This window comes from Streptomyces sp. 2-1 (assembly GCF_048564895.1).
GTDB lineage: Bacteria > Actinomycetota > Actinomycetes > Streptomycetales > Streptomycetaceae > Streptomyces > Streptomyces phaeochromogenes.
The window spans coordinates 8,673,304-8,699,949 of sequence record NZ_CP183383.1 but is presented as its reverse complement, the minus strand read 5'-3'; the positions used below and the strand labels follow the sequence as shown (position 1 = coordinate 8,699,949).

Genomic DNA, 26,646 nt, shown 5'->3' with positions numbered 1-26,646 from the left:
CCGAAGGACGTAGAACCATGGCCGCCACCCCACAGGATCCAGCTGCCGCAACGCCCCGCCGCAAGGTGAGCCGTCACCGCGGCGAGGGTCAGTGGGCCGTTGGTCACTACACCCCGCTCAACGGCAACGAACAGTTCAAGAAAGACGACGACGGTCTCAACGTGCGGACACGCATTGAGACGATCTACTCCAAGCGGGGCTTCGACTCGATCGACCCCAACGACCTGCGCGGACGTATGCGCTGGTGGGGCCTCTACACCCAGCGCAAGCCCGGGATCGACGGCGGCAAGACCGCGATCCTGGAGCCCGAGGAGCTGGACGACAAGTACTTCATGCTGCGGGTGCGGATCGACGGCGGACGCCTCACCACCCAGCAGCTGCGGGTCATCGGCGAGATCTCGCAGGAGTTCGCGCGCGGCACCGCCGACCTCACCGACCGACAGAACGTCCAGTACCACTGGATCCGCATCGAGGACGTCCCGGAGATCTGGGAGCGCCTGGAGGCCGTCGGGCTGTCCACGACCGAGGCCTGCGGTGACACGCCCCGTGTGATCCTCGGCTCGCCCGTCGCCGGGATCGCCGTGGACGAGATCATCGACGGCACCCCGGCCATCGACGAGATCCACCGCCGGATCATCGGCAACAAGGACTTCTCGAACCTGCCCCGCAAGTTCAAGTCCGCGGTCTCCGGCTCGCCGCTGCTGGACGTGGCCCACGAGATCAACGACATCGCCTTCGTCGGCGTGAACCACCCGGAGCACGGCCCCGGCTTCGACCTCTGGGTCGGCGGCGGCCTCTCCACCAACCCCAAGATCGGCCAGCGCCTCGGCGCCTGGGTCCCGCTGGACGAGGTCCCGGACGTCTACGAGGGCGTCATCTCGATCTTCCGTGACTACGGCTACCGGCGGCTGCGCACCCGCGCCCGCCTGAAGTTCCTGGTCGCCGACTGGGGCGTCGAGAAGTTCCGCCAGATCCTTGAGGACGAGTACCTGAAGCGCAAGCTCGTCGACGGTCCGGCCCCCGACCAGCCGGTCGCCCGCTGGCGCGACCACGTCGGTGTGCACCAGCAGCAGGACGGCCGCTACTACGTGGGCTTCGCCCCGCGCGTGGGCCGCGTGGACGGCGCGACCCTCACCAAGATCGCCGAGCTGGCCGAGGCGCACGGCTCGGGCCGGCTGCGCACCACCGTCGAGCAGAAGATGATCGTGCTCGACGTGGAGCAGGACCAGATCGACTCGCTGGTCGAGGGCCTGGAGTCGCTCGACCTGACCGCGAAGCCGTCGCCGTTCCGGCGCGGCACGATGGCCTGCACCGGCATCGAGTACTGCAAGCTCGCCATCGTCGAGACCAAGGCCCGCGGCGCCTCCCTGATCGACGAACTGGAGCGCCGCATCCCCGAGTTCGAAGAGCCCATCACCATCAACATCAACGGCTGCCCGAACGCCTGCGCCCGTATCCAGGTCGCGGACATCGGTCTCAAGGGCCAGTTGATGCTGAACGACCAGGGCGAGCAGGTCGAGGGCTTCCAGGTGCACCTGGGCGGCGCGCTCGGCCTCGAGGCCGGGTTCGGCCGCAAGGTCCGTGGCCTGAAGGTCACTTCGGACGAGCTGCCCGACTACGTCGAGCGTGTGCTGAAGCGTTTCGAGGCGGAGCGCGAGGACGGCGAGCGCTTCGCCACCTGGGCGACCCGTGCCTCCGAGGAGTCGCTGACATGAGCGAGCGTGCGGCGCCCTTCTACTGCCCCTACTGCGGTGACGAGGACCTGCGTCCCAGCGAGCAGGGGCACGGCGCGTGGGAATGCGCGGCATGCAATCGAGCCTTCCAACTGAAGTTCCTGGGGCTCCTGTCCCGGGGGGTTCAGCGCAACGACGGTGGAGGGGACGAGATATGACGACCGTTCAGACCGATACCGACACCAATACCGATTCCGAGAAACAGACCGACCTCGAGAGCGGCCGGGACGCCGAGCTCAAGGCACTCGCCGAGCAGGCCGGCCGCGACCTGGAGGACGCCTCCGCCCTGGAGATCCTCCAGTGGGCGGTGGACACCTTCGGCAAGCAGTTCTGCGTTACCTCCTCGATGGAGGACGCGGTGGTCGCCCACCTCGCCTCCCGCGCGAGGCCCGGCGTGGACGTCGTCTTCCTCGACACCGGCTACCACTTCGAGGAGACCATCGGCACCCGGGACGCGGTCGAGGCCGTGATGGACGTCAACGTCATCACGCTCACCCCGCGCCAGACCGTGGCCGAGCAGGACGCCGAGTACGGGCCGAAGCTGCACGACCGCAACCCCGACCTGTGCTGCGCGCTGCGGAAGGTCAAGCCCCTGGAAGAGGGGCTCACCAAGTACAGCGCCTGGGCGACGGGCCTGCGCCGCGACGAGTCCCCGACCCGGGCGAACACCCCGGTCGTCGGCTGGGACGAGAAGCGCCGCAAGGTCAAGATCTCGCCGATCGCCCGCTGGACGCAGGACGACGTCGACGCGTACGTCACCGAGCACGGCGTACTCACCAACCCCCTGCTGATGGACGGCTACGCGTCCGTCGGCTGCGCCCCCTGCACCCGCCGGGTGCTCGAGGGCGAGGACGCGCGCGCCGGCCGCTGGGCGGGCCGCGCGAAGACCGAGTGCGGGCTGCACGGCTGACCATGACGACGATTCAGGAGAACCAAGTGACCGGAGCCACCATCTGGCTCACGGGTCTGCCGAGCGCCGGCAAGACCACCATCGCGTACGAACTGGCCGGACGGCTGCGCGAGGAGGGCCACCGCGTCGAGGTGCTCGACGGCGACGAGATCCGTACGTTCCTGACGGCGGGCCTCGGCTTCAGCCGCGAGGACCGGCACACGAACGTCCAGCGCATCGGATTCCTCGCCGACCTGCTGGCCCGCAACGGCGTCAAGACGCTCGTGCCGGTCATCGCCCCGTACGCCGACAGCCGCGAGGCGGTCCGCAAGCGCCACCAGGCGAGCGGGGCCGCGTACATCGAGGTGCATGTCGCCACTCCGGTCGAGGTGTGCAGCGAGCGGGACGTGAAGGGCCTGTACGCCAAGCAGGCGGCGGGCGAGATCTCGGGGCTCACCGGGGTCGACGACCCGTACGAGGAGCCCGAGTCGCCCGATCTGCGCATCGAGTCGCACACCCAGTCCGTGCAGGAGTCCGCGGCGGCGCTCCACGCGCTGCTCGCCGAGAGGGGTCTCGCATGACGACGACCGTTGCCGACGTCTCCGAGGAGGGGACCGACAGCCCGTACGCGCTCTCGCATCTGGACGCTCTGGAGTCCGAGGCGGTGCACATCTTCCGCGAGGTGGCGGGTGAGTTCGAGCGGCCGGTGATCCTGTTCTCCGGCGGCAAGGACTCCATCGTCATGCTGCACCTGGCGCTCAAGGCGTTCGCGCCCGCCGCGGTGCCGTTCTCGCTGCTGCACGTGGACACCGGGCACAACTTCCCGGAGGTCCTGGAGTACCGCGACCGCACGGTGAAGAAGCACGGGCTGCGGCTGCACGTCGCCTCCGTGCAGGAGTACATCGACCGCGGCGCCCTCAAGGAGCGCCCGGACGGGACGCGCAACCCGCTGCAGACGGTGCCGCTGACGGAGAAGATCCAGGCCGAGCGGTTCGACGCCGTCTTCGGCGGCGGACGCCGGGACGAGGAGAAGGCCCGCGCCAAGGAGCGGGTGTTCTCGCTGCGCGACGAGTTCTCGCAGTGGGACCCGCGCCGCCAGCGCCCCGAACTGTGGAACCTCTACAACGGGAGGCACGCGGCCGGCGAGCACGTCCGCGTCTTCCCGCTGTCCAACTGGACCGAGCTGGACGTCTGGCAGTACATCGCCCGCGAGGGCATCGAACTGCCGGAGATCTACTTCGCGCACGAGCGTGAGGTGTTCCAGCGGGCCGGCATGTGGCTGACCGCGGGCGAGTGGGGCGGCCCGAAGGAGAGCGAGAGCGTCGAGACCCGTCTCGTCCGCTACCGGACCGTCGGTGACATGTCCTGCACGGGTGCCGTCGACTCGGACGCCACCACGCTGGACGCCGTGATCACCGAGATCGCCGCCTCCCGGCTCACCGAGCGGGGCGCCACCCGCGCCGACGACAAGATGTCCGAGGCCGCGATGGAAGACCGCAAGCGCGAGGGGTACTTCTAGAGATGACCAGCACCACTGAACCCACCGTGCCGCTGTCGGTCGAGCAGCTGTCCGCGACGACCCTGCTGCGCTTCGCGACCGCGGGGTCCGTCGACGACGGCAAGTCCACCCTCGTCGGCCGGCTGCTGCACGACTCCAAGTCGGTCCTCACCGACCAGCTGGAGGCCGTGGAGCACGCCTCGCGCAACCGCGGTCAGGACACCCCCGACCTCGCGCTGCTCACCGACGGTCTGCGGGCCGAGCGGGAGCAGGGCATCACGATCGACGTGGCGTACCGCTACTTCGCCACGGCCCGGCGCCGGTTCATCCTCGCCGACACGCCCGGACACGTGCAGTACACCCGCAACATGGTGACGGGTGCCTCCACGGCCGAGCTGACGGTGGTCCTCGTCGACGCCCGCAACGGCGTCGTCGAGCAGACCCGGCGCCACGCGGCGATCGCCGCGCTGCTGCGCGTCCCGCACGTCGTGCTGGCGGTCAACAAGATGGACCTCGTCGAGTACAAGGAGTCCGTCTTCGCGGCGATCGCCGAGGAGTTCACGGCGTACGCCTCCGAGCTGGGAGTCCCCGAGATCACCGCGATCCCGATCTCCGCGCTCGCCGGAGACAACGTGGTGGACCCGTCCGCGAACATGGACTGGTACGGCGGCCCGACCTTCCTTGAGCACCTGGAGACGGTCCCGGTCAGCCACGACCTCACGACCTGCCACGCGCGGCTGCCCGTGCAGTACGTGATCCGCCCGCAGACCGCCGAGCACCCGGACTACCGGGGGTACGCGGGCCAGATCGCGGCCGGCGCCTTCCGCGTGGGCGAGTCGGTCACCGTGCTGCCCTCCGGCCGTACGTCGCGGATCTCCGCGATCGACCTGCTCGGCGAGCCGGTCGACGTGGCCTGGACGACGCAGTCGGTGACCGTCCTCCTGGAGGACGACGTCGACATCTCGCGCGGCGACCTGCTCGTGCCGACCAAGGACGCGCCCGCGACCACGCAGGACATCGAGGCGACCGTCTGCCACGTCGCCGACGCGCCACTGACGATCGGCCACCGCGTGCTGCTCAAGCACGGCACCCGCACGGTCAAGGCACTGGTCAAGGACATCCCGTCCCGGCTGACGCTCGACGACCTCTCGCTGCACCCGCACCCGGGCCACCTGGACGCCAACGACATCGGCCGCGTCAAGATCCGTACGGCCGAGCCGCTGCCCGTCGACTCGTACGCCGACTCCCGGCGCACCGGTTCGTTCATCCTGATCGACCCGTCCGACGGCACGACGCTCACCGCGGGCATGGTCGGCGAGTCCTTCGCCTCCCCGGAGCCGGTCAAGGCCGAGGCGGACGACGACGGTTGGGACTTCTGACATGACCTCCCACGACTTCTACTCCACGTTCGCGAAGGAGGGCGGCCGCGTCGGCAGCGGCGCCCTGGGCAGCGGACAGGGCGGGGTGGCGCGATGTGCGGAATGACGTACGCGCACTGCCTGCGCGCCCCGTCCCCCCGCCCGCCGTCGCGGATACGACGAAGACCTGCCGACCTCCCGGCCACGACCTGAGAGACGTGACCGCCGGGCCAACGAGAGGAACCCCTCCCGTGCCTGCCACTCGCTCGACCATCTTCCGGCGAACCCTCGCGGCCGTGGCCGCGCTTCCCCTGCTCACGCTTGCTGCCTGCGGTTACGGGTCCGAGTCGAAGGACAACGACACCTCGAAGGTGGCGGCCGAGGGCAAGAAGCTCTCCGCGGACACCGTGCGGATCGGCTACTTCCCGAACCTGACGCACGCCACCGCCCTGGTCGGCGACCAGGAGGGCCTCCTGCAGAAGGAACTCGGCGGCACTAAGGCCACCTACTCCCAGTTCAACGCGGGCCCCGCGGAGATCGAGGCGTTGAACTCCGGTTCGATCGACATCGGCTGGATCGGCCCCTCGCCCGCGATCAACGGTTACAGCACCACCGACGGCAAGGGCCTGCGGATCATCGGCGGCTCCGCGTCCGGCGGTGTGAAGCTCGTCGTCAACCCGGACAAGGTCAAGTCCCTGAAGGACGTCAAGGGCAAGAAGATCGCCACCCCGCAGCTGGGCAACACCCAGGACGTGGCGTTCCTCAACTGGATCGCCGAGCAGGGCTGGAAGGTCGACGCGCAGAGCGGCAAGGGTGATGTGTCGGTGGTCCGCACCGACAACAAGATCACCCCGGATGCCTACAAGTCGGGGTCCATCGACGGTGCGTGGGTGCCCGAGCCGACCGCGTCCAAGCTGGTCGCCGAGGGCGGCAAGGTCCTCCTGGACGAGGCCGACCTGTGGCCCGACAAGAAGTTCGTGATCACCAACATCATCGTGTCGCAGAAGTTCCTTGCCGCTCACCCGGATGTGGTGCAGGCGGTGCTGCGGGGCTCGGTGAAGACCAACACGTGGATCAACGCCAACCCCGACAAGGCCAAGGCGGCCGCGAACGAGAAGCTGCAGGAGCTGTCCGGCAAGCCGCTGCCGGCCGACGTGCTGGACCCGGCGTGGAAGTCGATCCAGTTCACCGACGACCCGCTGGCCTCGACCCTGAACACCGAGGCCGACCACGCGGTCAAGGCGGGCCTGCTCAAGAAGCCGAAGCTGGACGGCATCTACGACCTCGCCCCGCTGAACAAGGTCCTGACGGCCGAGGGCAAGAGCACGGTCGACGACGCCGGACTCGGCGTCAAGTAACCCCGCACACCCGCCCCTTTGTCCGCATGAGTTCCCAGGAGGTGACGACCATGGCAACCGCCCTCGCCAAGGCCGCCGACGCCACTACGTCGGTGGAGTACGCCGCGCGGATCGAGCACGTCTCGAAGTCCTTCACCACCCCCGCCGGCCGCCAGCTCGTCCTGGACGACATCACCCTCGATGTCGCCCCCGGCGAGTTCGTCACCCTCCTGGGAGCCTCCGGCTGCGGCAAGTCCACCCTGCTCAACCTCGTCGCCGGCCTCGACCAGCCCACCGCAGGCGGCATCAGCACCGATGGCCGCCCCGCCCTGATGTTCCAGGAACACGCCCTGTTCCCCTGGCTCACCGCGGGCAAGAACATCGAACTCGCCCTGAAACTACGCGGCGTGGCCAAGGCCGAGCGCCGGGAGAAGGCCGAGGAACTGCTGGCGCTCGTCCGGCTGGCGGGCGCCTACGGCAAGCGGGTGCACGAGCTGTCCGGCGGCATGCGCCAGCGGGTCGCGCTGGCCCGCGCGCTCGCCCAGGACAGCAAACTCCTCCTGATGGACGAGCCGTTCGCCGCCCTCGATGCCATCACCCGCGACGTGCTGCACGACGAACTGACCCGCATCTGGCGCGAGACCAGCGTGTCGGTGCTGTTCGTCACCCACAACGTCCGCGAAGCCGTACGACTGGCCGAGCGCGTGGTGCTGCTGTCCTCCCGCCCGGGGCGTATCGCCCACGAGTGGACGGTCGACATCCCGCAGCCACGCCGTATCGAGGACTCCGCCGTCGCGGAACTGTCCGTCGAGATCACCGAACAACTGCGTGGGGAGATCCGCCGCCATGGCCAGCACTGAGACGAAAGCCGTCAAGGACGGCAACGATCTCGCCGGACTCGAAGCGGGTCTGGACGCGCTGGAGACCGTCCAGACCGGGCGGGCCCCGTTCCGCAGGACCTTCGTGGAGAAGATCTTCCCCCCGATCGTCGCCGTGGCGCTGGTGCTGGTGGTCTGGCAGGTCCTGGTCTGGGCGAAGGTCACCGACAGCTACAAGCTGCCCGCGCCGTCCGCGGTCTGGGACGAGGTCAGCGAGGCCTGGGTCCAGGGCACGCTCCTGGAGTACATCTGGACCAGCGTCTCGCGCGGCCTGCTCGGCTTCCTCATGGCCCTGGTGATCGGCACGCCGCTGGGTCTGCTGGTCGCCCGGGTGAAGTTCGTCCGCGCGGCGATCGGCCCGATCCTGTCCGGACTGCAGTCGCTGCCGTCGGTGGCGTGGGTGCCGCCGGCGGTCCTGTGGCTCGGGCTGAACGACTCGATGATGTACGCGGTGATCCTGCTCGGCGCGGTCCCGTCCATCGCCAACGGGCTTGTCTCCGGCGTCGACCAGGTACCCCCGCTCTACCTGCGGGCCGGCCGCACCCTCGGCGCCACGGGCCTGCGCGGCACCTGGCACATCGTGATCCCGGCCGCCCTGCCCGGCTACCTCGCCGGACTCAAGCAGGGCTGGGCCTTCTCCTGGCGCTCCCTGATGGCCGCCGAAATCATCGCCTCCTCACCCGACCTCGGCATCGGCCTCGGCCAACTCCTGGAGAACGGCCGCACCGCCAACAGCATGTCCATGGTCTTCCTCGCCATCCTCCTCATCCTGATCGTCGGAATCGCCATCGACCTGCTCATCTTCAGTCCGCTGGAGCGGTGGGTGCTGCGCAGCCGCGGTCTCCTCGTGAAGAGCTGAACGCCCATGCCCCGACCGGTACTTCTCGTCATCGCCCACGGCAGCCGCGACCCGCGCCATGCCGCGACCGTGCACGCCCTGGTGCGACGCGTACGGGCCCTGCGCCCGGGCGTGCGCGTGGAGACCGGCTTCCTGGACTTCAACATCCCTTCGGTCTCGGGGGTGTTGGAGTCACTGGCGGCGGAGGGCGTACGAGACGTAGTGGCGCTTCCTCTCCTCCTGACCCGCGCCTTCCACGCGAAGTCGGACATCCCGGCGGTGCTGAGCGAGGCTCCGGCCAGGCTGAGGATCCGGCAGGCCGAGGTGCTCGGCCCGTCGCCACTGTTGACCGCCGCGCTCGAACGGCGGTTGTACGAGGCGGGGTTGTCCCCCGCCGACAAGTCCTCGACCGGGGTCGTACTGGCCTCGGCGGGGTCCACGGACCCGGAGGCGATCGCAGTGATCGCAGAAATCGCGCGGGAGTGGCGGCGGACCGGTTGGTGCGCCGTGCGACCTGCGTTCGCCTCCGCGTCGTTGCCGCGCACGGAGGACGCGGTACGGGAGCTGCGCGCCCTCGGCTGCGAACGCGTGGCCGTCGCCCCGTACGTCCTGGCCCCCGGCTTCCTCCCGGACCGAATCGCCCGCGGCGCAGCCGAGGCGGACATCCTGTCCGACGTCCTGGGCGCGTCCCCGGAGGTGGCCCAAGTCCTGCTGCAGCGCTACGACGCGGCCCGAACCCCGGCTTTGACTGCGATCGGCGCCTGACTCGGGCTACCGCTCGTCGCGGAAGTTCCTGTACTCGTCGTTCATCAGGTCCCAGAAAGACCGGTAGCGGACCGCGCCGGGCAGCCAGTGGGCGAGATACCAGGCCTCCCACTCACCATCCGGGGTGACCACGCCCGGGTTGAGCAGGTAGACGTCCGTGGCGTCCGGCGTATGACTGATCTTCAACGTGTGCGGCAGGTACTCGGGCCGGATCGAGACCGGGTCCTGGGCTTCGCCGTAGACGAAGTATTGGTCGTCATCAACCCGGAAGTCGGCATCACCGTGTCCGCCGGTCCAGTCGGTGACTAGGTCGGAATCGAGGTCCCGGGTCCATCCCACTTCTTGGGCCGCCAGGATCCTGTCTATGCCGTGGGTGGTGTTGAGCCAACCGTTGCTCGTCAGCAGGAACTGGCGGTAGCTCATCGGCAGCGTGGCGCCAAGGCGGTCCTCCAGGGCGCCGACTTCCTCGCAGGTGGCCCCGGCGGCACCCAGCCAACGGGCCCTGCGTGCCTCGTCGGGGAACGGTTCAGAGCGTTCCTGCTCTTGCAGCACCGGATCGAGCCACTCGTCGCTCCAGCGCTGCAGCAGATCCCGCCACCCAAAGGACAGCCCATCGTCCTGGTTCTGTATCTCGCCCACCGCGGGAGACTAGCGGCCGACACTGACACACCGTCGCCAACCTCCACCCACCCACTCCCCTCAGCCCCGCTCACCAACGCAGCCCGTCCGGCGTTTGAGGACGAGGCTGCCAGGCCGATTTCCCCACCCGCCCACTCCCCTCAGCCCCGCCCACCCACCCAGCCCGTGCGGCGTTTGGGGATGAGCGCGTTCAGCGCGATACGGGGGTTCGGGGGCGGAGCCCCTGAGGCAGGGATGGGAATGGGTAGGGGCGGCGGGGGCGAGAAGAAGTTCGTTCAGGAGGCCGCCCGGGACAAGCGGGGGTCCCGGCCGCTCAAAGCGACGGCCTGGGTGAAGATGGGGGCGTCGGACGGCACCGGGACCGCGGGGGCGAAGCCGTCGTACTGGCGGTAGAGGCCGCCGTGGGTGACGACGACGTCCAGGATGATGCGGGCCGCCGCGTCGGAGATGCGGTACTCCTGGCCGGTCGCCGCGGCGACATCCCACCCGTGCACCGCCATCTCCTTCACGATCACCGAGGCCAGCTCGGGAGCCGCCATGGATCCCGCGCCGAAATCCACCTCCCCCTCCCACACCACCGGATCCGCCCACACGGCAACCGCCCGGTCCAGCTGGGCGGCGTACGCCGACGCCCACCCGGGCTCGGCGGCGAAGTCCCGCTCGGTCAGCGACTCGGGCAGCGGCTTGCGCAGCGCCCGGTGCTCCAGGCCGTGAGAGGTGTAGAGCACCCAGTGGTTGACCAGAGCCCGCACGTCCCAGCCCGGACAGTGGGTGGTCCCGGCGAGCTGCTCCGCGGTGACCCCGCGCGCGACCCGTGCGGCCTCGGCGGCGCATTCGACCATGGACGGGTACAGGCTCTCCATCGTGTAGGGCGCTTTCACGCTCTCCTGATCCGAGCTCTTGCCCGCCTTCGTGTTCGCGTCCTTGTTCATGCGTCCCACGCTAGGGACGCGGCCCCGCACCCTCTTGAACAAACGCGACAGCGTCCCCGGCCAGCCGTACGAGCTCGTCCACCGGCATCGAACCGGCCTCCCGCCGCTCACGGGCGAAGTCGTTGGCGAGCCTTTGCAGCAGATCGTTGAGCGGTGTCGGTACGCCGTGCAGCCGGCCCAGCAGGGCGATCTCGCCGTTGAGATAGTCCGCCTCGATCGTCCCCGTGCCACGGTTCAGCGACTGCCAGGAGGACCCGGCACCCCGCTCGGACCCGTCGAAGGGCTCGAAGCGGATCTTGTCGGCGCGGGCCTCCTTCTGTTCCTCCTCGGAGGCGTACGGGATGCCCGCCGCGGCGAGAACGGCCTCGCCCTCGGCCCGTACCCGGCCGTAGAGCGCGATGCCCTCCTCACTGGTGAGCACCCCGCTGACCGCCTCGATCGAGTTGGCGAGGTTGCCGAGGAGCTTGGCGTACTGCCAGCGCGCAACATCGGCCACGACCGGCGCCTCGAAGCGGGACGCGGACAGGTCGGCGGCGATGGTACGCACCGTCTCGTCCGTGCCGTGCGGATAACGTCCGAGGTGCAGGATCCCGGTGAGCGGCGTGCCCGCGGCGGACACCACTCCCGGCTCGACGAATGTCGCGGGCAGCCACACGCACACCCCGTACACCCGCCGGAATCGGCGCAGCGCGAGCCGCTGGCTCTCCACGCCGTTCTGCGCGCAGACCAGCGGCAGCCGCTCGGCCGCCGTACCCCCGCCCGCGACGGGCACGGGCCCCCACGCCTCCAGCGCCGCCTCGCTGTCCTGCGTCTTGACGGCGAGTACGAGCACGTCGTCGGCGCCCAGTTCGCCGAGCGCGTGCGGCCCGTCCACGACGGGCGGCCGATGGGTGTGCGGCCCGTCGGGCGTCACCAGGCGCAGCCCCCGCTCGCGCAGCGCCTCGTACTGCGCGCCCCGCGCGACCAGCACCACGTCGTGTCCCGACTCGGCGAGGCGACCGCCGATGGCCCCGCCCACAGCCCCTGCTCCGATGATGATGTAGCGCATACGTCCGAGCCTGCCACAAGCGTGTGTACGCTCCATCAATGATTCCGGAAATCTTCGCGCTCGCCGGACAGCTGCCCGTACGCCGCCTCGGTTACGGCACCGCCCAGTTGGCCGGTCCCGGCTACTGGGGGCCGCGCGGTGAGGCCCGGGACGCGGTGGCCGTTCTGCGGCGGGCTGTCGAGCGCGGGGTCACGCTGATCGACACGGCGGACAACTACGGCCCGTCGGTCGCCGAGGAGCTCGTCGCCGAGGCCCTGTACCCGTATCCGGCCGGCCTGGTGATCGCCACGAAGGGCGGTGTCGTACGCACCGGTCCGGACGCCTGGCACATCGAGGGCGGCCCGAGCGGCTGCGGGCGATGTGCGAGGCGAGTCTGCGGCGGCTGCGTCTCGACACGATCGACCTGTACCAGCTGCACCGGCTGGACCCGGACGTGCCGATGGCCGAACAGCTGGGCGCGCTCGACGAGTTGCGCCGGGAGGGCAAGATCCGGCACATCGGGCTCGACTCCGTGACCTCCGAACAGCTCGAAGCCGCAAGGGAGTTGACGGACATCGCGTCCGTGCAGAACCGGTACAACCTCACCGACCGCGCCTCGGAGCCGTTGCTGAAGTTGTGCGAGGCGCACGGCATCGCGTTCCTGCCCTGGTTCCCGCTGGGCAACGGCTCGTTGACCACGGACCGGGCGGGCACGGACCTCGCCGCGGCTCACGGCGTGTCCGCGGACATAGCCGCCGCGCACGGAGTGTCGCCCGGGCAGATCGCCCTGGCCTGGCTGCTGCACCGCTCCCCCGTGCTCTGCCCGACCCCCGGCACGAGCTCCCTCGCGCATCTGGAGGAGAACCTCGGCGCGGTCGCCGTACGGCTCGGCGCGGAGGACATGTCCCGCCTCGACGCCCTCAGTTGACCTCGCCCTACCTCGCCCCACCGTGCTTGACCTTGCCCCTGGGGCAGACTCCACGCTCCGCGGCATGGACTCCAACGACTTCCACCTCAAGCAGAGCCCGTACAGCGACCCCGGAGCCGTACCGGCCGAACTGCCCGCCGACCCGCGTGAACTCGCCGCCCTCGTACGGAACTTGCTCATCCACCGGGAGGAGGGCGGCCACTTCGGGTACGCGATGCCCGAGGAGCGCCGTCGCGAGGACGCCGAGGCCCGGTACGTGAGCGAGATCCTGCGGATCCTGCGCGAGCGCTCACGGGCTCCGCTCACCGAACACCGGGAGCTGGGCGAGCGGTTCGCCGGTACGTGCCGGGACTTCGCGCTGCTGATGTGCGCGTTCCTGAGGGCGACGGGCACCCCCGCACGCGCCCGGTGCGGCTTCGCCACGTACTTCGAGGACGGCTCCTCCCCCGTGACCCACGGGGACCACTGGGTCACCGAATACCGTCTGCCGGACGGCAGTTGGCGGCTCGCGGACGCCCAGGTGGCGGACGGGGCGTACGACGTGCCCTTCGATCCGCTGGACGTCCCGCGGGACCAGTTCCTCGTCGCCGGAGCCGCCTGGCAGGCGTGCCGGGCGGGCGACGCGGACCCGGACGCCTTCGGGATCCCCCTCCCCACGGGCACCCTGCAAGGTCTGTGGTTCGTACGCTGCAACGTCGTACGGGATCTCGCGGCGCTCGGCGGTGTCGAGGTGCTGCCGTGGGACGCGTGGGGGCTGGCGGCGAAGGACGAGCCGGAGGTGACCGCGGACGATCTCGCGCTGCTCGACGCGGTGGCCGCGGCGACGGCCACGGAGGCCGTGTCACCCGAGGAGATCCGGCGGCTGTACGCGGACCCCCGCCTCACCGTCCCGGCGGAGATCACCTCGCACACGACCTACCTCGGCGTCCGCCAGGTCAGGCTTCCCGAGAGCCTTCGGGGCTGAACGGCGTTCCCTGGTGGAAGTACAGCAGCCATTCCTCCCCCGTCCGCCGCCACAGCGAACTGCGGTGCGCGTGACGGCCGTTGTGCTCCGTGTCGAAGGTGAGGTGGACCAGGTCGGGGGCGAGCTCGACGCCCTTCACCCGGGAGGTGATGCCCGGGCCGATTCCCGGCTCCTTCGACGTGGCCAGCGAGCCGATGATCGAGGCCCGGTCCCAGTGCCGCCCGGAGACACCGAACTCGTGGAAGTCGGGGTGCAGCAGCGCCCCGAGGAGTTCGGGCGAGCGGCGGATTTCCGGGTCGAGGAGGCGCAGTTCGCCCTCGATGGCCGCCTCGACGGCGGGGCCGTGGTCAGCCACTGGTCAGCTCCACGAGTTTGGTGACGGTGTTCCAGTTCCGGCTGGTGGCGATGACGCCCTTCGTCATCCGGGGCTTCGACAGGTTCTCCCCCAGTTTGGAACGGCCGAGGCCGTCGGGGGCGTACAGGTAGAGGACCCGGTCGCCGAGACGGAACTCCTCGGGCAGGAAGGCCTGTTGGTCGATGGACGCGAAGCGCTCGGCGTCGACCGGCTCGGAGAAGTAGGTGGCGTGCAGTTGCTTGGCCTCCAGGTCGGCGGCCGGGAACGGACAGTCGTCGAGGACGGCCCGCAGATAGGCGTGGTCGCGCACCAGGACGTCGACCGTGAAGCCGAAGTGCTTCTCCAGCGCCCCCGACAGCTCCACGGCGAGCGCGTCCTCGTCGCCGTGGTCGCTGGAGAAGACGGCGTTCCCGCTCTGGAGGTACGTACGGACACCGTCGTACCCGAGGCCCTCCATGAGGGTGCGCAGCTCGGCCATCGGCACCTTCCTGCTGCCGCCCACGTTGATCCCGCGCAGCAGTGCCGCGTACGTCGTCATGCCCTGAGTCATCCGCACACCATAAAGCGGCCGTCGTGCCCCGTGGGGGTGGGCACGACGGCCGCGGCTTCCGGGCCGCCGGACACTGAAAGTTACCGGTCGGTTGGCTCAAAACCCTGGCCGATGGGCGCGCTCAGTTCAACCCCCGCACACAGCTGTGACTTGTTCAACAAACTTTCGTAACACCAAAGAGGATCTTCCCCGGCAGATCGGACCCGGCGGAGGGACGGGCCAGGGACAGGACGGACACAGGCCGAGGAACGACCGGGCACAGACCGGACACCCTGATCACGACCCCCGACATGCCGCTTTACATGTAAGGGGCTTTCATCCTCCTCAGTGCTGAGGTCACGGGGTCCGAGGGGAGGACTCGGGCCCCCCGCACCTCACCGGGCAGCACGACGAGAGATCCTTATCCGCGCCATACCTTCGAATCAGAAGGTGCCGGCAGGGGGCCGGCACCGGAGACGAGGGGGCAAGCCCGTCATGGGTAACAGAGACACGCGGGTACGGGGCATAGCGGCCCGGGCCGGCGGCTGGAGTGCCCGGCACCGCTGGGCGGCCGTCGGAATCTGGGTGCTGTTCGTCGTTCTGGCGATGGGGCTCGGCTCTGCGGCGGGCACGGTCGAACTCAAGGACAGCGACCAGCTCAGCGGCGAGACCGGCCGGGCCGCGGCCATCGCGGAGGAAGCGGGGATCGACGAGCCGGCCGGGGAGACCGTGCTCGTCCAGGGCAGGGACGCGGGCGTCAAGGCGACGAGCACCGAGTTTCGCGCCGCCGTCGACGCCGTGATGAAGGCGGTCGAGGGCACCGGCAAGGTGACCAACGTGACGTCGCCGTACGACACGGACACGATCTCCAAGGACGGCCGCAGCGCCCTCGTGCAGTTCGACATGCGCGGCGAGGCGGAGACGGCGGGCGAACGGGTGGAGCCCGTGCTGAAGGCCGTCGAGGGGGTGCAGAAGGATCATGGGTCGGTGCTGATCGAGGAGATCGGCGGCGCCAGCATGAACAAGACGTTCGACGACGCGTTCGGCAACGACTTCAAGCAGGCCGAGTACTCCGCCGTCCCCGTGGCCCTCGGCATCCTGCTGGTCGCGTTCGGCGCGCTGGTGGCGGCCCTGGTGCCGGTCCTGCTCGCGATCACCGCGATCGTGGCCACGATGGGCCTGATGATGCTCGTCAGCCACATCCAGCCGATGGACGACACATCGAGCTCCGTGATGCTGCTCGTGGGCCTCGCGGTCGGCGTCGACTACTGCCTGTTCTATCTGCGGCGTGAGCGCGAGGAGCGCGCGGCGGGCCGGGATCCCGAGACCGCGCTGCGGATCGCCGCGGCGACCAGCGGTCGCGCCATCATCGTCTCCGGTGTCACGGTGTGCGTGGCGATGGCGGGCATGCTGTTCACCGGAATCGCCACCTTCAAGGCGATGGGTCTGGCCTCTCTGATGGTCGTGGCGGTCGCCATGGTCGGCTCGGTGACGGTGCTGCCCGCGGTCCTCTCGCTGCTCGGTACGCGGGTCGAGAAGGGGCGCATCCCGTTCCTGCACCCGGACAAGCGCCGCAAGAGCAACGGCGGTTCCAACAACGGCACTTCGGGCAACGGCCGTTCGGGCGACAACGGAAGCCGGTTCTGGACGAGCGTCCTGCGGGTGGTGCTGTCCAAGCCGGCGATCTCACTGGTCGTCGCGGCCGGTGCGCTGCTGGCCATCGCGGCCCCTGCACTCGGCATGAAGACCCAGAACCTCACGCTGGACCAGGAGTTCGGCGACTCGCTGCCGATCGTGGCGACGTACGAGCGGGTGAACGAGGCCTTCCCGGGTGGTTCCGACCCGGCCGAGGTGGTCGTCAAGGCCGCCGACATCAACTCCGCCGAGGTGAAGTCCGCGATCGCCGACTTCCGTGAGCAGGCGGTCAGTTCGGGTGCCTCGCGCGGTCCGGTCGAGGTCACGGTGCACGATTCGCAGAACGTCGCCTTCGTGTACGTACCGCTGGTGGGCGGTTCGAACCTCGACAAGGCCGAGAAGAGCCTGGAGATCATCCGCGACGAGGTCCGTCCGGCGACGTTCGGCAAGGTCGACGGGGTCGAGGCGCCGGTGACCGGTCAGGTGGCGGGTTCGAAGGACTTCAACGACCAGCTCGTCAGCGCGGTGGCGCCGGTGTTCGCGTTCGTCGTGGTCTTCGCCTTCCTGCTGATGCTCCTGTCGTTCCGCTCGCTGACGATCGCGATCACCTCGATCGTCCTCAACCTCCTCTCGGTGGGGGCGGCCTACGGCATCCTGGTCGCCGTCTTCCAGCACGGCTGGGGCGCGTCCCTGGTGGGCGCGGAGGGTGTGGGCGCCATCATCACCTGGCTGCCGCTGTTCCTCTTCGTGATCCTCTTCGGGCTCTCGATGGACTACCACGTGTTCGTCGTCTCGCGTATCCGTGAAGCGCGGATGCGGGGGCTGACGACCCGGGACGCCATCCAGCACGGGGTGGTCACCACGGCCGGTGTCATCACCAGCGCCGCCGTCATCATGGTCGCCGTCTTCGCGATCTTCGGCACCCTGTCCATGCAGTCCATGAAGCAGATGGGCGTCGGCCTCGCGGCAGCGGTCCTCATCGACGCGACGATCATCCGCGGTGTACTGCTCCCGGCGGTCATGGCCCTCCTCGGCGAGCGCAACTGGTACTTCCCGAAGTGGCTGAACCGCCTGCCGGACCTCAGCCACGACGAGTCCCCCGAGGCCGCGGCCTCGCCGCCGCCTCCGGCGGTCGAAGGGGAGAGGGTCGGGGTCTGACGACCTGAACCACCGCACAGCAACGGCGTGGCCGGGGCACTCGCCCCGGCCACGCCGTCGTGTGCGGCCCGCCGGATCAGGCCGCCGTGGCCACCTCGTCCCGGTCGAAGGAGTCGATGGTGCGGGTGAAGTCGCGGGTGGAGAGCAACAGCTTGTAGATGATGGCGAGTTCGAAGACGAGAAGCAGGGCGCCGGAGACCAGGGTCGCCTCGATGACCGCGTCGAGGAGCGGGCCGACGATGAAGACGCCCATCTGGAATTCGATGCCGCTCACCAGGTGCGTACGAATCCGGTGGCGCAGGAGGTAGGACCGCATCCGGAGATAGACCGGGAATCGGTGGCGGAACTCCTGCTGGAGGTCGATGACCTGGCCCTGGGGCTTCTGGGAAACGTCGGTGGCTTCTTCGGAACCCGGTTCGGAACCCGGCTCGGAGCCTGCTTCGGAACCCGCTGCGGACACGTTCGACGTCTTGCGGATGTCGTGTTCGATGTCCGCCGAGGGATTGTTGCGCAACAGGTCTTCCATGAAGGCGACTTCGGCGGAGTTCTCCGCGCGGCGGGCCTCCCGTACCCGCGCCTTGATCTGCTTGCGCATGTTGTAGCGGATCTTGAAGATCTCCAGGGAGTTGATGTACCGCAGCGTGTCGAGGCCGACGACCGCGAGCGCCAGCCAGATGTAGACCGTGTCACCGGTGCGGTCGTACTGCCCGGCCATCAGCGCGACCCCGCACAGCGCCACCCGGATCCGGTCGAAGACGAAGTCCAGCCAGGCCCCGAAGACGGAGCCCTGGCCGGTCAGCCGGGCCACCTTCCCGTCCATGCAGTCGAGGATGAAACTCAGGTGGTAGACGAGGGCGCCGGCGATCAGCCACCGCCAGTCGCCGAAGGCGAAGCAGGCCGCCGAGACCAGGCCGAGCAAGAACGCCCCCCAGGTGATCTGGTTCGGCGTGATCCTCGTGCGCATCGCGGTGAGCCTCACCAGCGGTGTGGCCACCGGGTCGACGAGCAGCACGGTCCACCACGCGTCACGCTTCTTCTCGGTGATGCGACGCACCTCGGCGAGGGGCGGTATGTCTCGGCGCATAGATCAACTTCCCAGCGTTCGTAGTGAGTTCACCTCACGCTAAGAAGGTGTTCAGACAAGGAACAAGAAGTGCCCTGTGCAACCTTTGACAGGGGGTAGCCGTCCAACTCCATAACCCGGTCGATGCCCCGATCCGGCGGATGCGGCGTTATCCGAGCGTTACCGAATGACCGTCCCGTTATCCAATGGGCGCCATGGCTTCACCGTTGGCGTACAACCGTGACCCGTGGGAATTCCGATTTCGCGCACGGTCACGGCGGTTCGCGGACGGTCACCCGATTTCGCTGACGGTGACGTGATCACGCCCCTTCCAATCTCGGTAAAGATTCGGTCATGCGCCCGTCGCGCTCTTGGGGATTTCCGCCTCGATCAGATCGGCCGCGCGTGCGGTGCCGCCCTCCGTCGCCATTCCCGCCTGGATCTCCTTGAGCCGCCGTGCGACGTCCGGGTCTCCGGTGAGCGTGAGTACGGCCTCGCGCAGGGTCTCGGCCGTCGCCTCCTCCATCGGCAGGTGCCGGGCGACGCCGAGCGCCTGAAGCATGTCCGCGTTGCCGAACTGGTCGACGGCCTGGGGCACGCACACCATCGGCGTGGCGGTGGCCAGCCCTTCCTGGCTGCCGCCGGCGCCCGCGTGCGTGACGAAGGCGTCGGCCTGCTTGAGGATCGCCAACTGCGGTACCCAGTCCCGCACTTCGACGTTCCCCGGGACCTCGCCGAGCTCCGCGGCCTCGACGTGCTTGCCGACCTGCAGCACCATGTGCCAGCCCGGCAGATCACCGAACGCCTTCACGCACTCGCGGTAGAAGGCTGGCTGCTTGGTGAAGGAGGAACCCAGGGACACGAGGAGGACGCGCTCGGCGCCGTCGGGCCGCCGCCACTCCCCCTGGGCGGAACGGTCGCCCTGGCAGGCGCCGACGAAGGTGTACACCGACTCGTCGACCCGGTCGGCGTTCGGCTGGAGGGCCTTCGGGATCAGGACGATGGAGCGGGCAGGGTGGCCGCCGAACGAGTCGGGGTCCTGGGCGACCCCGTTCTCGTCCAGCCACGCCTGGAAGCGCGCGTAGTACGCCCTGCCCCGCTCGGTCTTCTTCGGCTCGGCCCACATGGGCTCGGCGACCTCCTCCTCGTACCCCTCCCAGGCGACGAGGTTCGGCGAGAGCGAGACGGCCGGGACGCCCCAGCGGTGCGCGAGGACACGGGCCGGGTACGAGGAGATGTCGTGCAGTACGAGGTCCGGCTCGTCGCCCTCGTACGCCTCGATGAGCTGCGGAAGCGCCTGGATCGCGTCGGCCAGGAAGGGCTCCACGTTGTCCAGGAGCGTGGTTCCCCATGCCGAGGGGTCGTCGTCGGGGGACGGCAGGGTCGAGTTCCAGAGCTTCGGCTCGGCGCCCGTCTCCGCGACCTTCTCGGCGAAGGCGGGCGGAATCGCGTACGTGACCCGGTGCCCGCGGGCGACGAGCTCCCGGATCACCTCGAGGCTCGGGTTCACGTGCCCGTGGGCGGCGATGGAGAACATGGCGATGTGCGCGGGGTGTGGGGTGGGCATGCGCCGACCATAAACAAGACGAGACGTCTCGTACAACTCAATTGCGGCCTCCTCTCGTACGCGGCTCATCGCGCCCCCAGCACGTCGTGGAGCCCCAGCCACTGCTCGGGCGGCACCTCCCCGACGAGCGCACGAGGGTCGAGACACGCGGCCCGGAACGCGGCATCCACCCGGCGCCTCGGGTGGGCCCTGCGCAGCGAGGCATGCAGCGAACCACCGACCCCCGAGAAGCCCAGCTCGACCAGGTGCCGCCAGTCCTCGTAGGCGGTCGGGTCGAGCAGCGGGGTACGGCGTCGCTCGATGCGTACGATTCCTGCGTCGACCCGGGGCACCGGCCGGAACCTGGTCCGGGTGACCCGCCCGAGGAACCGCCACTCGTGGCGCGGCCAGGTGCGGATGGTGAGCAGGGTCCAACTCCCGTAGTCCCCGGTGCGTTTGCGGGCGTACTCGAGCTGGGTCAGGAGCGTGGCATCCATCAGACCGGGAGCGCGCAGACACCAGTCGACGACGTCCGCGGTACGCGAGAAGGGCACGTTCCCGGCGACGGAGAAGGGGCCGCCCGGTGGCCGTGCGGCGAGGAAGTCACCGCCGATCACCCGCACTTGAGGCGTCCCGGAGAAACGGGCGCGCAGGGCGGGCACGAGCCGTGGGTCGATCTCGTAGGCGAGCAACTCCCGGCAGCGGGGCGCGAGCACCTCGGTCAGCGCGCCTTTGCCCGCGCCCACTTCGAGCAGCAGGGGCTGACGGTGCGGCCTCGGTACGGCGATCCGGGCGAAGCGGTCTGCGGTGGCGCGGTCGGTGAGGAAGTTCTGCGAGAGCGCGCGCGAAACGTGGGTGGGGCGGGCCATGGCCTGCGGTCCTTGTCTTCCGTAAAGGCGAAAACGGGCAGACGAAGGCCCCGACCGGAAGGCAAGAAAAGGACGCGCGCAGACGGGCACGCGTCAGCCGCGCACCTGCTTCAAGGCGTACGTAAGAGGGGGCACCCCTGCGGCAAAAGCCGTCAGCGAGCGCAGCTCCCCGGTCCGGTCAGGGCACCGGGGGCACGACGCATCCGAATGGCGTACGCACAACCCCGGCCAAGACCGGAAGAAAAAATCGCATTGATACCCACACCCGGCACGCTAGACGCCCGCTCCGGCCGAGGCCAACCAATTTTCACCCCGGTGCCCCACTCAGGGGCGCGAGGAACCGCGCACCTCCCAGAGACACCCCGCACTTCTATCCAAGGGCCAGGTGACCCGCCGTCTTTAGGGGCGCGGGGAACTGCGCAACCAGCCACACCCACCCACCCGCACCCACCAAGCCCCCCTGACCCCCAAGCCCAGCCGCAGCGAACCGTCACCGCTGATACCGCGCAAGCACAAGATTCCCGTCCCCCACCAACCGCTCACGCAACTCCCCAAGCCCAATGGCCCCGCTGTAGTACTCCTGAAACGCAGGCGTAGCCACCTTGTCCTTCCACTCCGGATACCCCCGCACGGACTGCGCCGGCGCCGACCGCAGATACCGCGCAAGCCCCGCCCCGATCGCCCACCCGTCCTTCTCGACACGCAGCGCCGGATCCCGGAGCGCCCCCGTACCGGTCGGCAACATCCAGTCGCCGAGCGCAAGCCGCACCATGTTCCGCGGCTGGAGCAGGAAGTCGATGAACGCGGCGGCCTCCTCCTTGTGCGGACTGTCCTCCGCGACGGACAGAGTCTGAGGGCTCACCCCCTGAGTGAGCCCATCCGCACCGGCAGGCGCGGGCAGCACCTGCCATTCGAAGCCCTTCGGCGCCTGCTGCACGATCTGCTGCCGGTAGGAGAACCCGAGCGGAACCATCGCGTACTTGCCGCCGAAGAAGCCGGGCAGCGTGTCGGACCCACCGCTGCCGAGCGTAGAACTCGACGCGCTGCCATCGGTGTTGACCTGGTCGTGAATGGTCCGGGGCACCACCTCGTCACCCGCCCCGAACCGGATCCGCACCTTGCCGTCCGAGCCCCGGTGGAACAGCTGCCCGCCGGTCGAGAGCGACAGGTTGAGCGTGGCGGACACAGGCTCTTTCAACGGCCAGGCCACACCGTACTTCCCCTCCTCACCCCCGAGTTCATCGGTGATCGCCCGGAACTCGTCCCAGCTCCACGGCTTTTCAGGCGTGGGAATCCGTACCCCCGACTCCCGAAGCCACTTGGCGTTGGCGATCAGAACCCGCGGCTCCTGGAGGAACGGCACGCCATAGACCCCGTCGCCGAAAGTCACGGTCTCCCAACTCCGCTGCGGGATGTCGGACTTGAGCCGCTCGGGCAGCAGGTCACGCAGATCCGCGAGATAACCGCCGTACGCGAAGTCCGCGAGGTCGTCCGAGGCGTCATGGATGATGTCCGGCGCCTCACCGCCCTCGAAGGAGGTGAGCAGCTGGTCGTGGACGCTGTCCCAACTCCCCTGTACGTACTCGACCTTGACGTCGGGATGGGTGGCGTTCCACTCCTTCACCAGTTCCTTGTTGACGTCGACGGACTCCTCCTGCCAGGCGAGGGACTGGAAGCGGAGGGTGATCCTGCCGTCCTCCGAACCGCCGTCATCGCCGGTGCAGGCCGCACTGCCCATGAGCAGCAGCATCACCACCATCGCGACGAGCCGTTTCGTCCGCTTCATCCCCATCAGCTCTTCACCGCCCCGGCGAGCATCCCGCCCGTGATCCGTTTCTGGATGACCGCGAAGACGACCAGCGAGGGCAGGGTCGCCAGGAACGCGGCGGCCGCGAGGGGCCCGAGGTCCGCCACGCCCTCCGCGCCGATGAAGTGCGTGAGGACGACCGGAAGGGTCTGTTTCTCCGGGGTCTTGAGGAGCACCAGCGCGAAGAAGAACTCGTTCCACGCGCTGATGAACGCGAACAGCGCCGTGGCGACGATCCCCGGCGCGAGCAGCGGCGCGGTGATCGAGACCAGCGTCCGCAGCCTGCCGGCCCCGTCCACGGCCGCGGCCTCCTCCAGCTCGGTCGGCACGGCCCGTACGTACCCGACGAGCATCCACAGTGCGAACGGCAGCGCCCACACGACGTACACCATGATCAGGCCCGGTACGGAGTTGATCAGCCGAAGGTTCTTCAGGACCAGGAACAGCGGGATGATCACCAGCACGAACGGGAACGCCTGGCTGACCACGACCCAGCCGGTCGCGGCCCTCGCGAGCCGTGTGCGGTGCCGGGCCATGACGTACGCCATCGGGGTCGCGATCAGTACGGAGATCACCGCCGCGCCGACCGCCGCGGTCAGGGAGTTCGACGCGGCTTCCAGCAGCGGCTGTTCGTCGAAGGCCTGCCGGAAGTTGGCGAGGGTCGGATCCTTGGGGATCCAGGTCGGATGCAGACTGCCCAGTTCGCGCGGCGGTTTGAAGGCGGTGGAGATCAGCCAGAGGAACGGGAAGGCGAGAAAGACGAGATAGGCGAGGAGCGCGAGGTACTGGCCCGCGCGCGCCGATTTCCGAGTCCTCACGTGTCCTCGCCTCCCCTCAGCCGGCCGACCAGATGGAGGGCGAGGATCACCGAGATCACCGCGACCATCACACACCCCATCGCCGCCGCGTACCCGAACTGCCCGTAGCGGAAGGCCTCTTCGTACGCGAACAGCATCGGCAGCCGGGTGCGCCCGCCGGGTCCGCCGTTGGTGAGGACGTACACCAGGGCGAAGGAATTGAAGTTCCAGATGAAGTTGAGCGCGGTGATGGCGAGGGCGACCGGTTTGAGGGCGGGCCAGGTCACCGTGCGGAAGCGGCGCCAGGCGCCCGCGCCGTCCATCGCGGCGGCTTCGTGCAGTTCGCGCGGTGTGTTCTGCAGTCCGGCGAGCAGGGCGACCGTCGTCTGGGGCATGCCCGCCCAGACGCCGACCACGATCACCGCGGGCAGGGCGGTGGCCAGCCCGCTCAGCCAGTCGCGGCCGTCGCCCAGGCCCAGGTCGCGGATCGTCTCGTTGAGGATGCCCGCGTCCGGGTTGTAGACGAGCCGCCACATGATGCCGACGACCACCTCGGGCATCGCCCACGGGATGATCGCGAGGGACCGTGCCAGCCAGCGGAAGCGGAGGTTCTCGTTGAGCAGCAGGGCGAGGCCGAGGGCGAGGAGGAACTGCGGGACCGTGACCCCCACCGCCCACAACAGGCCGATCCGGAACGAGTCCCAGAACAGGGTGTCGTGCAGCAGGTCCTGGAAGTTGAGGGTGCCGATCCACTGTGTGGGCTCGGTGCGGCCCGACTGGGAGTCGGTGAACGCCAGCGCGATGCCGTAGAGGAGCGGTCCGACGCTGAGCACCAGGATCGGGATCAGCGCGGGCAGCACCAGGAACCACGCGCCGTGGTCGACGAGACGGTCCCGCGCGCCGCCGCCTCCGCCTCTGCCTCCGCCCGGCGCAGCCCTCGCCGACCGTTTCACTGACCGCTTCCTCACGGTCGCCGATGTCACGGAATCAGCTCCTCTGGGCGGCTCGTGCGGGTCTGGCCGTCCCGGCGGCCCCCGTCATCGTGCTGACGTACTGACACGCCGTCAAGACAGCGCACACACCCTCCCGAGGGCTCTCACCAGTGTGAATGCGACACTGGGCGGCGTATGGCGTGATCTCGACCGCCGACGCGACGAGACCCACGGGAAACACGGACTCCACGGGAGGCGAGTGATGGACGAGGCTCAGGCGCGGGACGTGCTCGCCGAGGCGGGGTTCGAGCGGGGCGCGGAGCTGCTCGCGCTGGGCGAGAACGCCGTGTTCGCCGCCGGTGACCTGGTGGTCAAGGTGGGCCGCGACGCCGAGCTGCTCGACCGGGCGCGGCGGGAACTGGCCATCGCCGTCTGGCTCGCCGAGGCGGGCGTCCCCGCGGTGCGGGCCGCCGAGTCCGAGGCGCGGTCCGTGACCGGTCACCCGGTGACCGTGTGGCACCGGCTGCCCGCTCCCGTACGTCCCGCCGAACCCGGCGATCTCGCCGGGCTGCTGCGCATGGTGCACGCGCTGCCCTCCCCCGCCTTCCCGCTGCCGCGCCGCGAGCTGCTGGGCGGCGTCGAGCGGTGGCTGCGGCTCGCGGGCGACGCGATCGACCCGACGGACGCCGCGTTCCTGCGGGACCGGCGCGACGGCTTCGCCACGGCCGCCGCCGCGCTCTCCCCGCATCTGCCGCCGGGCCCGATCCACGGGGACGCGCTGCCCCGCAACGTCCACATCGGTCCCGACGGGCCGGTCCTGGTCGACCTGGAGACCTTCTCAACCGACCTGCGCGAACACGACCTCGTGGTCATGGCGCTGTCCCGCGACCGGTACGGGCTGCCCGCCGAGGCGTACGACGCGTTCACCCGGACGTACGGCTGGGACGTACGCGAGTGGGACGGCTGCGGGGTGCTGCGTGGGGCCCGCGAGACGGCCAGCTGTGCCTGGGTCTCCCAGCACGCACCGACCAATCCGAAGGCGCTGGCGGAGTTCGAGCGCCGGGTGGCGTCACTGCGGGACGGCGACGAAACGGTTCGCTGGTATCCCTTCTGAGGCCGCTCCCGACACCGGTTGTGGCGCCCCGGAGGCGAACCGAGCCCAAAATGGGCGCGTCAGCTGCGGTCGCGGATCGTCTCGGCCGTCCGGTGCAGTTCGGCGAGTACCGTCCGTACGGCCTTGCGGGCCGTGCGTTCGGGGCGGTGGAGCGCGTCGATGTGGCGCCGGGCCTGGACGCCGCTGAGGGGTTTGAGCACCAGCGCGGAGTGCGGGCGTGTCGTCCAGCGGGGCATCAGGGCGAGGCCCCCGCCGGCGGCCACGACCTCGGCGACCACCGCGAACTCGTTGATGCGGTGGGCGAGGCGGACGCGACGGCCCGCGGCCGTGGCGATGGCGTCGATGGTCGCCACCACCGGGAAGCCGTCGTGTGCCGTGATCCAGGGCTCGTCGGCCACGTCGCGCGGGGTGAGCCGACGCTTGACGGCCAGCCGGTGGTCGGCGGGCATCGCCACGTCGAGCGGTTCGCGCAGGAGGGTGGTGGCCGTGACCGTGCGCGGCCAGCCCGGGGTGTGTTCGAGGCGGTGGGCGAGCACGAGGTCGTACTCCCTGGTCAGCGGCGGGAAGTCGTCCTGTGTGACATCCGCGTCGGCGAGGGACAGCTGTGGCCCGCCGGGCGCGGCGAGCGCCTGGAGCAGCAGCGGGAAGAACGCCGAGGCCGCGCTGTGGAAAGCCGCCACCGACACCTCGCCGTCCGGCCGGTCGACGAACTCCGCGACGGTGTGCCGGGCGCGCTCCAGCGCCGTCTCCACCTCGATCGCCGCCCCGGCCAGCGCCTGGCCGGCGTCGGTGAGTACGAGCCGCCGCCCCTGGCGCTCGGTGAGCGGGACGGGGATCGCGCGCTGCAGCAGCCGCAGTTGCTGGGAGATCGCCGAGGGCGTCACGAGCAGCGCCTCGGCGACCGCGGTGACGCTGCCGAGTTCGCCCAGCTCACGCAGGATCCTCAGCTGCCGTTCGTCCATGTCCTAGTCCCAGTCCTCGTCCCAGGGATCGCGTCGTTCCCGATGGCTTCCGATGTAGGGATGCTAAAGGATCGTTTAAGAAGTTGGCTCTGG

Annotated in this window: 25 protein-coding genes and 1 pseudogene; 14 read left to right on the top strand and 12 right to left on the bottom strand. The window is 69.6% G+C overall.

Translation table 11 applies throughout. From position 1 onward, the window contains the following. The first annotated feature begins 17 nt into the window (after positions 1–17). The 10 genes from ACN20J_RS38315 (at position 18) to ACN20J_RS38270 (ending at position 9,296) form a co-directional block, all read left to right on the top strand. Entirely contained in the window at positions 18–1,715 is a 1,698-nt protein-coding gene (locus tag ACN20J_RS38315; protein ID WP_190227009.1) for a nitrite/sulfite reductase, read from the top strand. Next, positions 1,712–1,891, top strand: coding sequence for a hypothetical protein (locus ACN20J_RS38310; protein ID WP_055616311.1), 180 nt, complete (start codon positions 1,712–1,714; stop codon positions 1,889–1,891). Before ACN20J_RS38315 ends, ACN20J_RS38310 begins: the two co-directional genes overlap by 4 nt. After that, entirely contained in the window at positions 1,888–2,643 is a 756-nt protein-coding gene (locus ACN20J_RS38305; protein WP_419667673.1) for a phosphoadenylyl-sulfate reductase, read from the top strand. Before ACN20J_RS38310 ends, ACN20J_RS38305 begins: the two co-directional genes overlap by 4 nt. 2 nt (positions 2,644–2,645) lie before the next feature. Next, complete coding sequence (gene cysC, locus ACN20J_RS38300; RefSeq protein ID WP_361915254.1) at positions 2,646–3,203, top strand: adenylyl-sulfate kinase; 558 nt, start codon at positions 2,646–2,648, stop codon at positions 3,201–3,203. Beyond that, positions 3,200–4,141, top strand: coding sequence for a sulfate adenylyltransferase subunit CysD (cysD, locus tag ACN20J_RS38295; RefSeq protein WP_190227007.1), 942 nt, complete (start codon positions 3,200–3,202; stop codon positions 4,139–4,141). The genes cysC and cysD overlap by 4 nt, the downstream gene beginning before the upstream one ends. Positions 4,142–4,143: 2 nt before the next feature. After that, positions 4,144–5,499 carry a sulfate adenylyltransferase subunit 1 gene (locus tag ACN20J_RS38290; RefSeq protein ID WP_055616315.1) on the top strand — a complete coding sequence of 452 codons (1,356 nt, stop codon included), beginning with the start codon at positions 4,144–4,146 and terminating at the stop codon, positions 5,497–5,499. A 230-nt stretch (positions 5,500–5,729) separates the two neighbouring features. Beyond that, a complete protein-coding gene (locus tag ACN20J_RS38285; RefSeq protein ID WP_419667672.1) occupies positions 5,730–6,836 on the top strand; it encodes an aliphatic sulfonate ABC transporter substrate-binding protein in 1,107 nt (368 codons plus the stop codon). A gap of 50 nt (positions 6,837–6,886) precedes the next feature. Continuing rightward, a complete protein-coding gene (locus ACN20J_RS38280) occupies positions 6,887–7,675 on the top strand; it encodes an ABC transporter ATP-binding protein (protein WP_419665116.1) in 789 nt (262 codons plus the stop codon). After that, the gene (locus ACN20J_RS38275) at positions 7,662–8,552 is read left to right on the top strand and encodes an ABC transporter permease (protein ID WP_189845515.1); all 891 of its coding nucleotides are present in this window, start codon (positions 7,662–7,664) and stop codon (positions 8,550–8,552) included. The genes ACN20J_RS38280 and ACN20J_RS38275 overlap by 14 nt, the downstream gene beginning before the upstream one ends. A 6-nt stretch (positions 8,553–8,558) precedes the next feature. Continuing rightward, positions 8,559–9,296, top strand: coding sequence for a sirohydrochlorin chelatase (locus ACN20J_RS38270; RefSeq protein ID WP_419667671.1), 738 nt, complete (start codon positions 8,559–8,561; stop codon positions 9,294–9,296). 6 nt (positions 9,297–9,302) lie between these two features. Here ACN20J_RS38270 and ACN20J_RS38265 read toward each other — a convergent pair whose 3' ends face one another. From ACN20J_RS38265 to ACN20J_RS38255, 3 genes are all read right to left on the bottom strand, one after another. Further along, complete coding sequence (locus ACN20J_RS38265; RefSeq protein ID WP_364188760.1) at positions 9,303–9,935, bottom strand: SMI1/KNR4 family protein; 633 nt, start codon at positions 9,933–9,935, stop codon at positions 9,303–9,305. A 275-nt stretch (positions 9,936–10,210) separates the two neighbouring features. Then, entirely contained in the window at positions 10,211–10,798 is a 588-nt protein-coding gene (locus ACN20J_RS38260) for a TIGR03086 family metal-binding protein (RefSeq protein ID WP_419669027.1), read from the bottom strand. A 79-nt stretch (positions 10,799–10,877) separates the two neighbouring features. Next, complete coding sequence (locus ACN20J_RS38255; protein WP_189845518.1) at positions 10,878–11,915, bottom strand: ketopantoate reductase family protein; 1,038 nt, start codon at positions 11,913–11,915, stop codon at positions 10,878–10,880. Between the two features lie 107 nt (positions 11,916–12,022). Between ACN20J_RS38255 and ACN20J_RS38250 the strand changes: the two are divergent. Continuing rightward, a pseudogene (locus ACN20J_RS38250) lies at positions 12,023–12,822 on the top strand (aldo/keto reductase). A gap of 64 nt (positions 12,823–12,886) precedes the next feature. Continuing rightward, on the top strand, positions 12,887–13,786 hold the full coding sequence (locus ACN20J_RS38245) for a transglutaminase-like domain-containing protein (RefSeq protein ID WP_189845520.1): 900 nt from the start codon (positions 12,887–12,889) through the stop codon (positions 13,784–13,786). On the opposite strand, the gene ACN20J_RS38240 is transcribed toward ACN20J_RS38245, so the two are convergent. Together ACN20J_RS38240 and ACN20J_RS38235 are read right to left on the bottom strand one after the other, a co-directional pair. Then, a complete protein-coding gene (locus ACN20J_RS38240; RefSeq protein ID WP_361903714.1) occupies positions 13,758–14,141 on the bottom strand; it encodes a nuclear transport factor 2 family protein in 384 nt (127 codons plus the stop codon). The two genes, ACN20J_RS38245 and ACN20J_RS38240, sit on opposite strands and share 29 nt — an antisense overlap. Then, on the bottom strand, positions 14,134–14,691 hold the full coding sequence (locus tag ACN20J_RS38235; RefSeq protein ID WP_419667670.1) for a DUF1697 domain-containing protein: 558 nt from the start codon (positions 14,689–14,691) through the stop codon (positions 14,134–14,136). The genes ACN20J_RS38240 and ACN20J_RS38235 overlap by 8 nt, the downstream gene beginning before the upstream one ends. A gap of 474 nt (positions 14,692–15,165) precedes the next feature. Here ACN20J_RS38235 and ACN20J_RS38230 point away from each other — a divergent pair, with 474 nt between their 5' ends. Continuing rightward, positions 15,166–17,463 carry an MMPL family transporter gene (locus ACN20J_RS38230; RefSeq protein ID WP_419667669.1) on the top strand — a complete coding sequence of 766 codons (2,298 nt, stop codon included), beginning with the start codon at positions 15,166–15,168 and terminating at the stop codon, positions 17,461–17,463. A gap of 76 nt (positions 17,464–17,539) precedes the next feature. On the opposite strand, the gene ACN20J_RS38225 is transcribed toward ACN20J_RS38230, so the two are convergent. From ACN20J_RS38225 to ACN20J_RS38200, 6 genes are all read right to left on the bottom strand, one after another. Beyond that, entirely contained in the window at positions 17,540–18,547 is a 1,008-nt protein-coding gene (locus tag ACN20J_RS38225) for a CDP-alcohol phosphatidyltransferase family protein (RefSeq protein ID WP_364183147.1), read from the bottom strand. A gap of 331 nt (positions 18,548–18,878) precedes the next feature. After that, complete coding sequence (gene mgt / locus ACN20J_RS38220; protein ID WP_361922290.1) at positions 18,879–20,162, bottom strand: macrolide-inactivating glycosyltransferase; 1,284 nt, start codon at positions 20,160–20,162, stop codon at positions 18,879–18,881. Then, complete coding sequence (gene erm, locus ACN20J_RS38215) at positions 20,159–20,941, bottom strand: ErmE/ErmH/ErmO/ErmR family 23S rRNA (adenine(2058)-N(6))-methyltransferase (RefSeq protein ID WP_361922292.1); 783 nt, start codon at positions 20,939–20,941, stop codon at positions 20,159–20,161. The genes mgt and erm overlap by 4 nt, the downstream gene beginning before the upstream one ends. A 490-nt stretch (positions 20,942–21,431) precedes the next feature. Further along, complete coding sequence (locus ACN20J_RS38210; RefSeq protein WP_419667668.1) at positions 21,432–22,727, bottom strand: ABC transporter substrate-binding protein; 1,296 nt, start codon at positions 22,725–22,727, stop codon at positions 21,432–21,434. 5 nt (positions 22,728–22,732) lie between these two features. Then, positions 22,733–23,566, bottom strand: a complete 834-nt coding sequence (locus ACN20J_RS38205; RefSeq protein WP_419667667.1) for a carbohydrate ABC transporter permease — start codon at positions 23,564–23,566, stop codon at positions 22,733–22,735. Continuing rightward, positions 23,563–24,528 (bottom strand): carbohydrate ABC transporter permease, encoded by a 966-nt coding sequence (locus tag ACN20J_RS38200; protein WP_419667666.1) that lies wholly within the window; start codon positions 24,526–24,528, stop codon positions 23,563–23,565. Before ACN20J_RS38200 ends, ACN20J_RS38205 begins: the two co-directional genes overlap by 4 nt. A gap of 211 nt (positions 24,529–24,739) precedes the next feature. Between ACN20J_RS38200 and ACN20J_RS38195 the strand changes: the two genes are divergently transcribed. Continuing rightward, on the top strand, positions 24,740–25,591 hold the full coding sequence (locus ACN20J_RS38195; protein WP_419667665.1) for a phosphotransferase enzyme family protein: 852 nt from the start codon (positions 24,740–24,742) through the stop codon (positions 25,589–25,591). 59 nt (positions 25,592–25,650) lie between these two features. On the opposite strand, the gene ACN20J_RS38190 is transcribed toward ACN20J_RS38195, so the two are convergent. Beyond that, the gene (locus ACN20J_RS38190) at positions 25,651–26,553 is read right to left on the bottom strand and encodes a LysR family transcriptional regulator (protein ID WP_419667664.1); all 903 of its coding nucleotides are present in this window, start codon (positions 26,551–26,553) and stop codon (positions 25,651–25,653) included. Positions 26,554–26,646 lie beyond the last annotated feature (93 nt).

Coding starts and splice junctions, on each gene's coding strand:
- cysD (WP_190227007.1), top strand. CDS start 3,200: ATGACGACGACCGTTGCCGACGTCTCCGAGGAGGGGACCGACAGCCCG.
- mgt (WP_361922290.1), bottom strand. CDS start 20,162: ATGAGCCGCGTACGAGAGGAGGCCGCAATTGAGTTGTACGAGACGTCT.
- ACN20J_RS38195 (WP_419667665.1), top strand. CDS start 24,740: ATGGACGAGGCTCAGGCGCGGGACGTGCTCGCCGAGGCGGGGTTCGAG.
- ACN20J_RS38210 (WP_419667668.1), bottom strand. CDS start 22,727: ATGAAGCGGACGAAACGGCTCGTCGCGATGGTGGTGATGCTGCTGCTC.
- ACN20J_RS38235 (WP_419667670.1), bottom strand. CDS start 14,691: ATGACTCAGGGCATGACGACGTACGCGGCACTGCTGCGCGGGATCAAC.
- cysC (WP_361915254.1), top strand. CDS start 2,646: ATGACGACGATTCAGGAGAACCAAGTGACCGGAGCCACCATCTGGCTC.
- ACN20J_RS38255 (WP_189845518.1), bottom strand. CDS start 11,915: ATGCGCTACATCATCATCGGAGCAGGGGCTGTGGGCGGGGCCATCGGC.
- ACN20J_RS38290 (WP_055616315.1), top strand. CDS start 4,144: ATGACCAGCACCACTGAACCCACCGTGCCGCTGTCGGTCGAGCAGCTG.
- ACN20J_RS38305 (WP_419667673.1), top strand. CDS start 1,888: ATGACGACCGTTCAGACCGATACCGACACCAATACCGATTCCGAGAAA.
- ACN20J_RS38315 (WP_190227009.1), top strand. CDS start 18: ATGGCCGCCACCCCACAGGATCCAGCTGCCGCAACGCCCCGCCGCAAG.
- ACN20J_RS38245 (WP_189845520.1), top strand. CDS start 12,887: ATGGACTCCAACGACTTCCACCTCAAGCAGAGCCCGTACAGCGACCCC.
- ACN20J_RS38310 (WP_055616311.1), top strand. CDS start 1,712: ATGAGCGAGCGTGCGGCGCCCTTCTACTGCCCCTACTGCGGTGACGAG.
- ACN20J_RS38230 (WP_419667669.1), top strand. CDS start 15,166: ATGGGTAACAGAGACACGCGGGTACGGGGCATAGCGGCCCGGGCCGGC.
- ACN20J_RS38225 (WP_364183147.1), bottom strand. CDS start 18,547: ATGCGCCGAGACATACCGCCCCTCGCCGAGGTGCGTCGCATCACCGAG.
- ACN20J_RS38270 (WP_419667671.1), top strand. CDS start 8,559: ATGCCCCGACCGGTACTTCTCGTCATCGCCCACGGCAGCCGCGACCCG.
- ACN20J_RS38190 (WP_419667664.1), bottom strand. CDS start 26,553: ATGGACGAACGGCAGCTGAGGATCCTGCGTGAGCTGGGCGAACTCGGC.
- ACN20J_RS38275 (WP_189845515.1), top strand. CDS start 7,662: ATGGCCAGCACTGAGACGAAAGCCGTCAAGGACGGCAACGATCTCGCC.
- ACN20J_RS38260 (WP_419669027.1), bottom strand. CDS start 10,798: ATGGAGAGCCTGTACCCGTCCATGGTCGAATGCGCCGCCGAGGCCGCA.
- ACN20J_RS38280 (WP_419665116.1), top strand. CDS start 6,887: ATGGCAACCGCCCTCGCCAAGGCCGCCGACGCCACTACGTCGGTGGAG.
- erm (WP_361922292.1), bottom strand. CDS start 20,941: ATGGCCCGCCCCACCCACGTTTCGCGCGCGCTCTCGCAGAACTTCCTC.